The sequence below is a fragment of the Acerihabitans arboris genome (assembly GCF_010131535.1).
In the GTDB taxonomy this organism is placed as follows: domain Bacteria; phylum Pseudomonadota; class Gammaproteobacteria; order Enterobacterales; family Enterobacteriaceae; genus Acerihabitans; species Acerihabitans arboris.
The window spans coordinates 65,293-78,166 of the sequence record NZ_WUBS01000013.1 but is presented as its reverse complement, the minus strand read 5'-3'; the positions used below and the strand labels follow the sequence as shown (position 1 = coordinate 78,166).

Genomic DNA, 12,874 nt, shown 5'->3' with positions numbered 1-12,874 from the left:
TTTAACGCGCAAAATGCATTTGTCGCAAAGTTTGCGTCAATCCCTCCGATAGGCGGAGGGCCGGGCGCTATGCCATCATGCCGGCGGCGACCCACGCGCCGGTATGGGATGCCGCCTTGACGCCGCCGGGTATTACCCAAGCATCGCCCAGTTTTATTCAGGCACCACCCAGCGCACCAGGGTATGGCCATGGCCGGTGGGCACTAGCGCCTGATGCAGCCAGGGCAGCAGTTCGGTCATCTGTTGCTCCAGCAGCCACGGCGGATTGATGACAATCATGCCCGAGCCGGTCATGCCGCGCTGATCGCTGTCCGGCCTGACCGCCAGCTCGATTTGCAGGATGCGGCGTATACCGGTTTTCTCGAGCGATGCCAGGATTTTTTTCACATGCTGGCGCAATACCACCGGATACCACAGGGCATAGGTGCCGGTGGCAAAACGTTTATAGCCTTCCTCGATGCCGGTCACCACATCCGGATAATCGGATTTTAGCTCATAGGGCGGGTCGATCAGGATCATCCCGCGCCGGCTGGGCGGCGGCAACTGGGATTTTAACTGGGCATACCCGTCGGCGCGCAATACCTCGGCGCGGGCGTCCTTCTGGAACTCATTGCGCAACAGCGGATAATCGCTGGTGTGCAGCTCGGTCAGGTGCAGCTTATCCTGCTCGCGCAATATCTGGCGCGCAATCAGCGGCGAGCCGGGATAATAACGCAGGGTGCCGCTGCGGTTATAGTGGCGGATTACCGTCAGATACGGTTCCAGCAGTGACGGACAATCGTCCCGCTGCCAGATCTTGCCGATACCGTCCAGATATTCCCCGGTGCGCTCGGCGCGCTCGCTGCTGAGCAAATAGCGCCCGGCGCCCGCGTGGGTATCAAGATAAAGGAAAGGTTTTTCCTTTTCCTTCATGGCCGTCAGGATCAGGCTCTGGACGGTATGCTTCAGCACATCGGCGTGATTACCGGCATGAAAACTGTGGCGATAACTTAACATAGTGTTTTGCGCTTTCAGGTGATGTTGTTATTTACAGTATAATCAGTTGGTTACCGATAGTGGCTACTGTGCGTCGCTGCGGTGCCGGAGGCTCACGGCCCAAACGGAAAAACACGCACGGGGCGTGCGGCACAGGGCACAGCATATCATGGCCGGTAGTATAAACCGCCTTGGGGATAAAAAGGGAAAAGCATTGCCCTCGTTATACTGCCCCGGCCACCGCGCCTGAGGGTTCATCCCCGCGATCCCATAAGGCCGCCGGGCGGGCTATCTGTCATCTACGCGTAACCTTAATCTCCTATAATGATCAGGTCATTATTCGATTGTGCCCGTTATTTTTTTGCCCGCGATCCGCGGGCTTTTTTATACCTGAAAAGCGTAAATCAATCATTAGCATCCTTGATACAGGTGTTAAGGAATGGTTGATTTGATTCTTTGGGAACGGCCCGAATTTTGAATACTACCTAGAAATGAAGAATGCGGAGGGGCAAAACCAGATAAAACATGCCGATGGGCGTTATACCCATCGACATGGAGGTATATTAATTATGCAGCATGCTGCCCACGATAATTGAGGTTATCACCCCGGTAGCCACCGCCATCAGCACATAATTGCCGTCGATATAGGCCCATTGCTGTCCTCTTGGCGGCTCATACAGCCCGCGACCGCGCCAGTCGTCAACACGATAATGTTCGCGATAATAACGTGGCATCGGATGTCCACGCCTGAAATCATGGCCGTTCCAGGCAAAGTGGTCGCGTTCGCCACCGCGTGGGCCGCCCCGGTCGCCATGGCCACGATTGTCATGACCACCACGGTTATCATGGCCGCCTTGCCGGCCCGGGCCGTCGTTGCCGCGATGATCGCCGCCGCCATTTCGGGATTGCCAATCCTGGCCGCCAGGGCCGTCGGCGTAGGAAGCGACGGGAAGGCAGGCGCTTGCTGAAATTAATGTGATAACCATAACCAGCGTAGATTTTTTCATTTTTTGTCACCCTCAATTAAGCGACTGCTTCGCCAAGCCAGTAGTCACACTATCAGCTAAACCAAACGGGGCGGCATCAGGAAATATCTTAAAAAAATCCCCTACTGACAATGATTTACCCGCCTTATCACATTCCTTACATATGTGAAGATAATGCCTGTCGCATACCGGCTGCCTCTTCGGCTAAACGAGTGCCCGGCGTGGTTTTCTGACCAGGCCGATCTCGCTAAACATAAAAAATACTTCTTAAATATTTTGCCACGGGCCCCTTACACTATCTTCAGGGCGGATCATATCCGGTTGTGATGAGGGAAATGATATGCGGATCAGACAATCAGCGCGGATTTTGCTGCTTAACCCGCAAGGCGCCGTGCTGATGTTTAAATTCAGCCATGCGGGCGGCGCCCTGGCGGGACAGACCTATTGGGCAACGCCCGGCGGCGGGGTGGAAGCGGGTGAATCCTTATTGGCCGCCGCAGCCAGGGAACTGTATGAGGAAACCGGCATCCGGGATGTGGTATTGACCGCCACCGATATCACCCGTTGTTTTCCCATGCAGTTGACCAGCGGTGAATGGGTTAACGCCCAGGAGTACTATTTTGTCGCCGCCGTTAGTGAAACCGCTATCTCGGATAAAAACTGGTCGGCGAATGAACGGCGGGCGTTAGCCGATTACGCCTGGCTGACAAAGGATTTTATCAGCACCACGACCGAAACCATCTATCCGCAAGGTCTTAACACCATGCTGGGTTCCCTGGCCGGGCATGATTGAGGCGTTACGGCCCATGGGTCTTAAGCCCGGGTCAGGAATAAGGGTCGGGCTTGCACAAAAAAACGGCCACGGACCTAGATTATGCCGGCGATGGCATTCATGCCTACGCTTAAGCCTGAAAATCGAGGACCCGGCCGTCGGCAAGGGTGGCGCGCAGGCTCAGGGCCGGAATATCAGCAAAGGTGCGCCGACTGAAGTTGGCGATAATCACCGAACCGTCGCTAAAGGTGGTTTGCTGCACCCGGCCGGCGGCGTCCAACCAGCGGAAATCAGTCAGGGCTTTATTCCACAAAGCCTGGTGCAGCGGGCGAAAAAGAGCGTCGGTTTTAACAATTTCGGGCAGACGGGCTTCAAGCGTGGCGCGGTTGAGATGGTACATCGGCGCGGTGTTATAGAGTCCGCTAAGTAAGGTCCGGGTATTTTTTACGTCGCTGTATTTTAAATTATCCGCATGCCAGTGATGGCTGCTGATGAGCGCGTCATGGAAAACGGCCTGATAAAGCGGGATACGGTTGCGCGGTTCAAAGACGACGCTGAGATAAGGCTCTTTAACCTTGGCCGGGGCAAAAAAGAACGCCGGCTGGGCCTCCGGCCACCAGGCGCCGAGATACCAGGGGGAGCGTTGATTGTGATACATATCCCCGCGGCCCCAGCCGAATCCCCAGGTCTGGGTGCCATGCGCAAACATCAGTTGACCGGCATTGACCGCGCTGCCATCCTCTGACCCCAGGGGCAGTTTGAATGTGGTATTGAACCAGGCCATACGGGCGTTGCGGGCGGTAATGGTTTGCTCTGCGCCGCATGGGTGGTCCGGATGATAGTCTTCCGAGGCCATGCCGGTGCCGTCGACATCCAGGAACAGGCTGTTCAGGCCCCCCAGCCGCACCAATTCACTTATCCTATGCTGTGAATAAGGCAACATGCAGCTTGGGTTGAGGTAATAACCTTTGTTACCAAAACCGGGCTTTTTGCCGCCATGGGCTTCCACGATGGCGCAGTTTTGACGCAGCGTGGAAGGGATTTGCGCGCTTAACCAACTATCATTGACGCCACGGGGTATCGCCGTATCGTATGAATCATAGGTGGCGATCAGATAGCCTGACTTTTTCGCCAGTTGCACCGCCCGCGCGGACATAAAATTAGCGGTCCACTTTTCCGTTGCCAGCCATAATCGCGGCAGCCCTGCCTGATGCAACGCGGTTATCAATGGGATGCTCAAGCCTTGCCCCCAGAATGTCGCAGGGGTGAGAAAGCCGCCCAGACGCTGTTCCGCAAGCCGACGTATGGCGTGGGCCTGTGCCAGTTGCGCCTGAAGAAAATCAGGATCATCGGGCGTTGCGCTAACAGGAATGCTGTCGGCTAATGCCGCATTCAACGAGGCAATCAGCGCGGATTGTTGCCATTGATCCGGAGTGTGGTTGTTAACGTCCTTGAGCGTTTGCCTACCCTCATTATTGATTTTATCCCACAATGGCAAGGCCGGAGGTGATTGCAGATATTGCAGCAGTCCGGGCCAGTTGGCGACGTCTGACTTATCAAGCGGTCCTGTGCCCCATAAATAAATATGGCTGGCGCCGATCAGTTTTTCCCCCTCCGGCGCCAGGCGAATTTTATCCTGTAATGACGCGAACTGGCCGCTTTGCCGTAGATATTGCCGGTAGCGCAAGGCGCCGGAAAGTTCTGAACTTCCCATATGAAGTATTATCTGCAAGGGGTGATGCTGATTAAAACGATTAAATTCATGCGCGGCGGACATCCTCACCGCTGATTTTCCGCCGGAGAATTTCACCTTATTATGCATCGGCGTGAGTAATAACCAACTGACGACCCGGCTATCCTGTAATTGGCCCCATAACGGTAGTTTTAAATCCATATTGGTATCAAGGGATGGTATTTCATCCAACAGATAGCGTTGCCAGTGCGGATTATCAAGTGAAACCCGGCTGCCTTCGGCCAGCGGCAATAAAAGTGTTTTCACCGGTTCAGGCAGGGTAAACCAGGTGAAGTGCTGCGGCCGCGTGGTGGTGAAATCGAGATATAAATCTTTATCCGCCAGCCGCAGGGCGACGTTCATTTTTCGCTGCGGCCAGTACCATTTGGCCTGGGTGGCGCTGTGGCTCAACTCAGTGACGTTTTGTGCCGCTTGCGGCTGATTGACCCTGAGATTGCCGATACTGATGGCAAGCGTGGCCGGGTCGACGATAAATAACATTCCATCTTGTTGTAAGGTAAACGCGTTGGTTGAACCTGCTATCAGTAACAGGCCGCAGGCAAACGTTTTAGCCAGATGATGCCATGGCCAGTCGACGTGGGACATCTTATTCATTATGCAACCTCGGGACACAGGGTTGATATTTTATACGAGGAATGTATGCTATTTTTCAGCCGCGTTTGGCTAAGGTGGAAACCTTAGCATGGCAGGGTGGTAATGCCATGTAATTTGCTAAAAACGACCTGGTGGTTAATTTTTCATTTATGATGACATCAGGTTAATAATTTTTTATATGAATTCTTCAAGCAGGTAGTAAATTTATTGGTACATCATTTATCCCTATATTTATTGATAATTAGGATGACATAAAAAAACTCACTGCCCTGATACGAGCAAATAATGATGCGGACTTTTCTTACAGAACGTTATCCCGACGCCCGATTATGGGCCTTTGGCGACAGCGCCGAAATGGCCGATGAGCTGCTGGCGCTGGTATTGCGCGGCGAAAAAACCGCGAGCTGCTGTTCTTATAACGCCTACCGGCGGGACGGGGCGCCGGTTATCGGCGGTTACCATGTAGTGCTGGATGGCAGGGACAATCCAGCCTGCGCGATCCGTACCGTGGCGCAGCGGTTGGTGCGTTATTGCGACGTGACCGCCGAAATGGCCGCCCTGGAAGGCGAGGGGGATAAAAGCCTGGCGTACTGGCGGGAGTCGCATCAGGATTTTTTTACCCGCGAGGGCGGCTTTTCGCCGGAAATGCTGCTGGTATTCGAACAATTCGAGGTGATTGAGGTGCTGGCTTAAACCGGAGGGATGGCCGCTTTTTGCTATTGATACGGCAGTATACCGTAACAGAAAGACGACGCTACACCGCAGGCTCAAGCGAGCAGCGGTGTGTACCGCGCGGCTCTACACCGCTGCTGAAATCATTTCCCCCGGCAATTTTCGGTTGCCCGGGGCCCTTCACCGGCAACCCGCGGCGGTTAACGTAGGTTAGGATTGCGCATAACGCTATATCGGCCACAGCCCAGCAGCGCAATGGCGATGCCGGCAAACAGGTAAACGGCGATGACCTCAAAACCCCAGGCGCCCACTTTATCCAGGGTCAATATCATGCCCGGATTGGTGATCAGCCAGGCAAACAGCATGGTAAAACAAAACACCAGCGCGGCGGGCCGTACCAGGATGCCGAGGATAAACAGCACCGGCACCACTATCTCGCCAAGAAACACCCCGTAGGCGACAGCCGCCGGCATGCCGTGCCGGACCACCATGCCGACGATATTGTCGATGCCATATATCGCCTTATGGACACCATGGAACATCATCATGCCGCCAAAAGCGACGCGCAGTACCAACCTGCCCAGGTCCGGCTTATCGAGCATACGGTTAAAAGCAGCGATCATTTTACACCATCCCGTTTTTATTGAATTTGAATGATTATCGTTGCAGCCATTATTACTCTTTTAAAAGGCAAAAGCCCACCGCTTAAGTGAGCCAGATCAAGCAAATACCCACAAATAATGTGTAAAAGATCCCTTCATCGCCCGTTAACGGCATTGGCGGTCCGCCATGAGGGGATGGCGCTGGAAACCGGGCCATGCACGGGCCTTGGCCGCCGCTATTTGCCGTTGCCCGTCAGCCCCCTATATCGATCCAGGCACAACACATTCCTTTGCCCGCCATTGATTTTCGCTATAGTTAGCCTCATGTTACTTCCATATCTTTTAAATAATGATCAGGGCCGCGCTATGACAAATCCGTTATTGACTCCATATTCCTTGCCACCTTTTTCCACCATTCGTCCTGAACATATCGTCCCGGCGGTAAAATCCGCCCTTGATGAGTGCCGCCAGGCCGTTGAGCGCATTGTTGCGCTATCGGGTCCCTATACCTGGGATAATTTATGTCAGCCGCTGGCGGAAGTGGACGATCGCCTGGGGCGGATCTGGTCGCCGATAGGCCATCTGAACGCGGTGAAAAACAGCCCCGAGCTGCGCGAAGCCTATGAGCAGTGCCTGCCGTTATTGTCGGAATACAGCACCTGGGTGGGGCAGAATACGGGGTTATATGACGCCTATCGCGATCTGCGCAACGGCGACGGTTACGATGAGCTGAGCGTGGCGCAGAAAAAAGCGGTGGACAATGCCCTGCGCGATTTTGAGCTGTCGGGTATCGGCCTTTCCCCCGACAAGCAAAAGCGTTACGGCGAGATTGCCGCCCGTCTGTCGGAACTGGGGTCGACCTACAGCAACAACGTGCTGGACGCCACCATGGGGTGGAGCAAGCTGATTACCGATGAAAACGCGCTTGGCGGCATGCCGGAAAGCGCGTTGGCCGCCGCCCGCGCCCAGGCCGGGGCCAAGGGGCGGGAAGGCTGGCTTATCACCCTTGATATCCCGAGCTATCTGCCGGTGATGACCTATTGCGACAACGCCGCCCTGCGTGAAGAGCTGTATCGCGCCTATGTGACCCGCGCCTCCGATCAGGGCCCCAATGCCGGTAAATGGGACAACGGCCCGATCATGGAGGAAATCCTGGCGCTGCGCCATGAATTCGCCCAGCTGCTTGGATTCGACAGCTATGCCGATAAGTCTCTGGCGACCAAAATGGCGCAAAACCCACGGCAGGTGCTGGATTTTCTCGCCGATCTGGCCAGGCGCGCCCGCCCGCAGGGCGAGCAGGAGCTGGAGCAGCTGCGCGCCTTCGCGGCCGAACATCACGGTCGCGATGAGTTAAATCCATGGGATATTACCTACTACAGCGAAAAGCAAAAACAGCATCTGTACGCCATCAGCGACGAGCAGTTGCGCCCATATTTCCCCGAGCAGCGGGTGGTCAGCGGCCTGTTTGAAGTGGTGAAACGTATCTACGGCGTCACCGCCGACGAGCGCACGGATGTGGATACCTGGCACCCCGAGGTGCGGTTTTTCGACCTGTTCGACGAACAGGGCGAACTGCGCGGCAGCTTCTACCTGGATTTATACGCCCGCGACAACAAACGCGGCGGCGCCTGGATGGACGATTGCGTCGGCATGCTGCGTAAAGCCGACGGCAGCCTGCAAAAGCCGGTGGCCTACCTGACCTGTAATTTCAACCGTCCGGTCAGCGGCAAGCCGGCGCTGTTTACCCATGACGAAGTGACCACCCTGTTCCATGAGTTCGGTCACGGCCTGCACCATATGCTGACCCGTATCGATACCCCCGGAGTGGCCGGCATCAGCGGCGTGCCCTGGGACGCGGTGGAGCTGCCAAGCCAGTTTATGGAAAACTTCTGCTGGCAGCCCGAAGCGCTGGCCTTTATCTCCGGCCATTACGAAACCCACGAGCCGTTACCGAAGGAAATGCTGGATAAGCTGCTGGCGGCCAAGAACTACCAGGCGGCGCTGTTTATCCTGCGCCAGCTGGAGTTCGGCCTGTTCGATTTCCGCATGCATTTCGAATACAGCGATGAGCAGGGCGCGCGCATCCTGCAAACCCTGGCGGAGGTGAAACAGCAGGTGGCGGTGATGCCGGCGGTGGAATGGAGCCGTTTCCCCCATGCCTTCAGCCATATATTTGCCGGCGGTTATGCGGCGGGTTACTACAGTTACCTGTGGGCCGACGTGCTGGCGGCGGACGCCTGGTCGCGCTTTGAGGAAGAGGGTATTTTTAATCGCGCAACCGGCCAGTCGTTCCTGGACAATATCCTCTCGCGTGGCGGTTCCGAGGAGCCGATGGTGCTGTTTGCGCGCTTTCGCGGCCGTGAACCCGAACTGGACGCCATGCTGCACCATTACGGCATCCGCGGATAATGGCGTGGGGGCCATTATCCCTACGTTGTGAACCTGGGGTCGATGGCGCGCGTTTGGCCGCCCTGGCGCAACGTTTTGGGCTGGCCGACACGGCGTCGGCGGTGATGGAACTGGTGCTGACGCCTGAACGCCTGGAGCTGCGCAAGCGCGATGAGCCGAAACTCGGCGCCATATTTGTCGACTTTACCGGCGGGGTCATGGCCCATCGTCGTCGCTTCGGCGGCGGACGCGGCGAGGCCATTGCCCGGGCGGTAGGCGTAAAAGGCAAGACGCTGCCGGATGTGGTGGACGCCACGGCGGGGCTGGGGCGCGACGCGTTTGTCCTGGCGTCCCTCGGCTGCCGGGTGCGGATGTTCGAGCGTCACCCGGTGGTGGCGGCGCTGCTGGACGATGGGCTGCAGCGGGCCTACGACGACCCGGAGGTGGGGGAATGGCTGCGCGGGCGCCTGACCCTGGTGCATGGCTCCAGCCTGACGGGATTAGCCGATTTGCAGCCGCGTCCGGACGTGGTTTATCTCGACCCGATGTTCCCGCACCGGCAAAAAAGCGCGCTGGTTAAAAAAGAGATGCGGGTATTTCAGTCGCTGGTGGGCGCCGACGAGGACGCCGGCCAACTGCTGGCGCCGGCGCGCGCGCTGGCGACCCGGCGGGTGGTGGTGAAACGTCCGGACTATGCTCCGCCGCTGGCGGCCATTGCGGCCCAGGCGCATCTGACGACTAAAAACCATCGTTTCGATATCTACACTCCCACCGGGCGCGCGAATGCGTCCGCGGCGGCGGATTAAAGCTTCCCGCAGGCCGGGATATAACAGGGGAAAAGGGATGCGCCGCCAAACGCGTCGTTTCCCGCCCGGGAAGGCGGAAAACGCGCGGGTGCTTATGGACACTGCAATTAATTCACAAGATTAACTTATAACACTAACTATCAGGGCGATATTAACTCTGCCTGCGGCGCTTACCGGCAACCGGCTAATCTTCGTACACTTCCTCGTCGTTTAACGGCACGATCAGCATATCGACATGCACGGTATTGATCAGCTGGCGGGCCGAGGACATCAGCTTGCTCCAGAAATCCTGGTGATGTCCGCACAGGACCAGATCGACATCGTACTTATTGATGGCATCCACCAGCACCTGGCCCAGATCGCCGCTGCCGCTGAGGATTTCGGCAATCGGATAATGGGCGTTTTGCGACAGTTGCGTCATCGCGTTCTGGGTTTCCTCGGAGATACGCTTTTGCATATCCCCCAGATTGACATCGATCAGGCCGGTATAGAGATCGGAATAATTGACGTCAACATGAATCAAAGAGATCTTCGCGTTGTACGGCCGGGCCATCGATACTGCTTTTTCCACCAACACATTACTTTCCGGTGAAAGGTCAACGGCGATCAGGATGTGTTTATAAGACATAATCAGACTCCTTGCAAAATGTCACTCGTAAATTCCGCGCGACGTGGGTAACTCATCCGGCATGTCTGTGACGCCTTAAGTTTAACACTCGGTGGCATCCAAGAAGTGATGCCGCGATCACACCTATCCGTATGATATTTATCAACCCGGTACGCGTCGTTGGCTCAGGCTATCCTCTGGCGATAAAACCTTAACAGTATTAACCATCACAGTAGAATAATAATTATTAATTTTTCAATGTACTAAATTTAGTATAGCTTTTAATAAAGAGAGGATCGCGCATAATCCGGGTTGGACGATGGCCCGGCGTTTATCCTGGGACAGGCCGGCGAGCGCCGGAGCCTGCCGATAAGGAAACCGGCCGGAAGAACAATTTTTGTCGCTTCGATTGTTTTCTTTTGACAAAATTTTCTACACTCAATATTGCAAGGTTAGGCAGTTTTTTACTGCGTATATCCATTCTCGGTTATATCAATTCTTGGGGTGGGCTTCTTCAGCTCTGTGGTTAGTTGCTATCGCGCGTATACCGCTGTCGGCCCGGTAGTCAGGAGGGTCTGTGCGGCGTCGCGTTGCCGGGGGGGATTTATGATCAACACCGTTGCGTTTTTCTGGGCTTTATGTGTCGTTTGTGTCGTCAATATGGCGCGTTATTACTCATCGTTGCGGGCGTTATTAGTGGTGCTGCGGGGCTGCGATCCATTGCTCTACCAGTACGTGGACGGCGGGGGCTTTTTCACCGCCCACGGCCAGCCCAGCAAGCAGCTCAGGCTGGTGCGCTATATCTTTGCCCAACGGTATCTCGATCATCACGATCCGGAGTTTATCCGCCGTTGCGAGCGGGTGCGCCGTCAATTTATGCTGACCAGCGCGTTATGCGGCTTAATCGTCGTCAGCCTGGTTGCCCTGGCTATTTGGCACTGATGCCTTAAAAAGCATCAAGGACAGACAATAAAAAAGGCGACCAGCAGGCCGCCCGTTTCCATCGCGCTTGCCGATGGGTTAGATCAGCCTCAGCGCCAGCCAGTACAGGCCGCCTGACAGTACGATAGCCACCGGCAGGGTAAGCACCCACGCCAGCAGGATATTCTGCACGGTTTTGCTTTGTACGCCGCCGCCATCCACCAACATGGTGCCCGCCACCGCGGAGGACAATACATGGGTGGTGGAAACCGGCATGCCGGTATAGCTGGCGGCGCCGATGGACACCGCGGCGGTCATCTGCGCCGACAGGCCTTGCGCATAGGTCATGCCCTTCTTGCCGATTTTCTCGCCGATGGTGGTGGCAACACGCCGCCAGCCAATCATGGTACCCAGCGACAAGGCCAGCGCCACGGCAATGATAATCCACAGCGGCGCATACTCTACGGTTGCCAGCAGGTCCTTACGCAGATTACTCAGGAAGCGTTTATCTTCGCTGGTGGTTTGCGGCAGTTTGGCGGTCCGGTCCGCGGTATCGGCGATGCACATCAGCAGGCGACGCACATGCGATCGCTCAAACGGCGTGATCTTATCGTAACTCTGCAAATTATCCAGCAGCGCCATGGCGCGGGTGATGGCGATAAGCGCCCTTGAACTGTCGCAATGAAACCCGGCGGGCGTCGACGGCAGGGCGTTGACATCAGGCGCCGGTATTGCCGGCGGTTCGGTGTTAACCACCTGCGGCAGGGCGGCCTGATGCTGCAGGTAAAATTGCTGCAGGTTGCCGACCGCGTCGCGGGTACGGGCGATATCATAACCGGTGGAGTTCATATTGACCACGAATCCGGCCGGCGCCACGCCTATCAGTACCAGCATAATCAGGCCGATGCCTTTTTGCCCATCGTTGGCGCCATGGGCAAAACTCACCCCGGCGGCCGACAGTATCAGCGCGGTGCGGGTCCAGAAAGGCGGTTTGCGTTTGCCGTCTTTCTTTTCACGTTCCGCCGGCGTCAAATGGATGCGGCGGCGTTTCGGGGTGCCGCTCCAGTAACGGCGCAGCACGAACACCAGGGCGCCGGCCAGCACCAACCCAACTAAGGGTGAAATGATCAGCGAGAGGAAGATTTCAATCAGCTTCGGGATATTCAGCGCGTCCAGTACCGACGAGTCGGTTACCATGGCGTTGGTCAGGCCGATGCCGATAATGGCGCCTATCAGGGTATGCGAGCTGGAGGCCGGCAAACCGAAGTACCAGGTCCCCAGGTTCCAGATAATGGCCGCCAACAGCATGGAGAACATCATCGCCAGGCCGTGGGTGGAGCTGACGTTTAACAGCAGATCGACCGGCAGCAGATGCACGATGGCATAAGCCACGCTCAGGCCGCCCAGCAGTACGCCAAGAAAATTGAAGATCCCCGACATGCCCACGGCCAGCTGTGAGCGCAGGGCACGGGTGTAAATAACGGTTGCTACCGCATTGGCGGTATCATGAAACCCGTTGATGGCTTCATATACCAGGACAAAAATTAATGCGAGCACCAGCATAAGACCGGTATGAAACTCCAGGCCGGTAAATAGATGTAGCATAGGGTTACGCCATAGATTGGACATGAACGGGGCGCATTATCTGCGACAACAGGCCCGGTCGAAAAGCAAAATATGACCTTTTTGTGACATTTTTATGGATCCTGCCCGCGGCTTCAGCCAGTTTAGCGTATAAAATCATAATGATAAGTCTGTTTACCGATTTTAGCATCCTGTTACGTTGGCATAAGGTCGT

The 12,874-nt window shown here is 55.9% G+C and carries 11 protein-coding genes; 5 read left to right on the top strand and 6 right to left on the bottom strand.

Annotation, left to right across the window (positions count from 1 at the left end):
* Positions 1-153 precede the first annotated feature (153 nt).
* Together GRH90_RS17800 and GRH90_RS17795 are read right to left on the bottom strand one after the other, a co-directional pair.
* Complete coding sequence (locus tag GRH90_RS17800; RefSeq protein WP_162367307.1) at positions 154-996, bottom strand: 23S rRNA (adenine(2030)-N(6))-methyltransferase RlmJ; 843 nt, start codon at positions 994-996, stop codon at positions 154-156.
* A 542-nt stretch (positions 997-1,538) separates the two neighbouring features.
* On the bottom strand, positions 1,539-1,982 hold the full coding sequence (locus tag GRH90_RS17795) for an RcnB family protein (RefSeq protein ID WP_162367306.1): 444 nt from the start codon (positions 1,980-1,982) through the stop codon (positions 1,539-1,541).
* Between the two features lie 319 nt (positions 1,983-2,301).
* Here GRH90_RS17795 and GRH90_RS17790 point away from each other — a divergent pair, with 319 nt between their 5' ends.
* Complete coding sequence (locus tag GRH90_RS17790; protein WP_162367305.1) at positions 2,302-2,754, top strand: NUDIX hydrolase; 453 nt, start codon at positions 2,302-2,304, stop codon at positions 2,752-2,754.
* Positions 2,755-2,863: 109 nt separating this feature from the next.
* Here the strand turns inward: GRH90_RS17790 and GRH90_RS17785 are convergent, their stop codons facing one another.
* Positions 2,864-5,080: a glycoside hydrolase gene (locus tag GRH90_RS17785; protein WP_246236123.1), complete on the bottom strand. Its 2,217-nt coding sequence runs from the start codon at positions 5,078-5,080 to the stop codon at positions 2,864-2,866.
* Between the two features lie 285 nt (positions 5,081-5,365).
* Between GRH90_RS17785 and GRH90_RS17780 the strand changes: the two genes are divergently transcribed.
* Positions 5,366-5,773 (top strand): ASCH domain-containing protein, encoded by a 408-nt coding sequence (locus GRH90_RS17780; protein WP_162367304.1) that lies wholly within the window; start codon positions 5,366-5,368, stop codon positions 5,771-5,773.
* Between the two features lie 179 nt (positions 5,774-5,952).
* Here GRH90_RS17780 and GRH90_RS17775 read toward each other — a convergent pair whose 3' ends face one another.
* Complete coding sequence (locus GRH90_RS17775) at positions 5,953-6,375, bottom strand: DoxX family protein (RefSeq protein ID WP_162367303.1); 423 nt, start codon at positions 6,373-6,375, stop codon at positions 5,953-5,955.
* 345 nt (positions 6,376-6,720) lie between these two features.
* On the opposite strand from GRH90_RS17775, the gene prlC reads away from it, so the two are divergent.
* Positions 6,721-8,763, top strand: a complete 2,043-nt coding sequence (gene prlC / locus GRH90_RS17770) for an oligopeptidase A (protein WP_162367302.1) — start codon at positions 6,721-6,723, stop codon at positions 8,761-8,763.
* A complete protein-coding gene (gene rsmJ / locus GRH90_RS17765; RefSeq protein ID WP_162367301.1) occupies positions 8,763-9,548 on the top strand; it encodes a 16S rRNA (guanine(1516)-N(2))-methyltransferase RsmJ in 786 nt (261 codons plus the stop codon). Before prlC ends, rsmJ begins: the two co-directional genes overlap by 1 nt.
* A 184-nt stretch (positions 9,549-9,732) precedes the next feature.
* Here rsmJ and uspA read toward each other — a convergent pair whose 3' ends face one another.
* On the bottom strand, positions 9,733-10,176 hold the full coding sequence (gene uspA, locus GRH90_RS17760) for a universal stress protein UspA (protein ID WP_162367300.1): 444 nt from the start codon (positions 10,174-10,176) through the stop codon (positions 9,733-9,735).
* Between the two features lie 585 nt (positions 10,177-10,761).
* Between uspA and uspB the strand changes: the two genes are divergently transcribed.
* Entirely contained in the window at positions 10,762-11,097 is a 336-nt protein-coding gene (gene uspB / locus GRH90_RS17755; protein ID WP_162367299.1) for a universal stress protein UspB, read from the top strand.
* A 78-nt stretch (positions 11,098-11,175) separates the two neighbouring features.
* On the opposite strand, the gene pitA is transcribed toward uspB, so the two are convergent.
* A complete protein-coding gene (pitA, locus tag GRH90_RS17750) occupies positions 11,176-12,681 on the bottom strand; it encodes an inorganic phosphate transporter PitA (RefSeq protein ID WP_162367298.1) in 1,506 nt (501 codons plus the stop codon).
* Between the last annotated feature and the right edge of the window lie 193 nt (positions 12,682-12,874).

Bases quoted from the DNA above. Each gene is read 5' to 3' on its own strand.
- GRH90_RS17800 (WP_162367307.1), bottom strand. From the start codon at position 996: ATGTTAAGTTATCGCCACAGTTTTCATGCCGGTAATCACGCCGATGTG.
- GRH90_RS17795 (WP_162367306.1), bottom strand. From the start codon at position 1,982: ATGAAAAAATCTACGCTGGTTATGGTTATCACATTAATTTCAGCAAGC.
- GRH90_RS17790 (WP_162367305.1), top strand. From the start codon at position 2,302: ATGCGGATCAGACAATCAGCGCGGATTTTGCTGCTTAACCCGCAAGGC.
- GRH90_RS17785 (WP_246236123.1), bottom strand. From the start codon at position 5,080: ATGAATAAGATGTCCCACGTCGACTGGCCATGGCATCATCTGGCTAAA.
- GRH90_RS17780 (WP_162367304.1), top strand. From the start codon at position 5,366: ATGATGCGGACTTTTCTTACAGAACGTTATCCCGACGCCCGATTATGG.
- GRH90_RS17775 (WP_162367303.1), bottom strand. From the start codon at position 6,375: ATGATCGCTGCTTTTAACCGTATGCTCGATAAGCCGGACCTGGGCAGG.
- prlC (WP_162367302.1), top strand. From the start codon at position 6,721: ATGACAAATCCGTTATTGACTCCATATTCCTTGCCACCTTTTTCCACC.
- rsmJ (WP_162367301.1), top strand. From the start codon at position 8,763: ATGGCGTGGGGGCCATTATCCCTACGTTGTGAACCTGGGGTCGATGGC.
- uspA (WP_162367300.1), bottom strand. From the start codon at position 10,176: ATGTCTTATAAACACATCCTGATCGCCGTTGACCTTTCACCGGAAAGT.
- uspB (WP_162367299.1), top strand. From the start codon at position 10,762: ATGATCAACACCGTTGCGTTTTTCTGGGCTTTATGTGTCGTTTGTGTC.
- pitA (WP_162367298.1), bottom strand. From the start codon at position 12,681: ATGCTACATCTATTTACCGGCCTGGAGTTTCATACCGGTCTTATGCTG.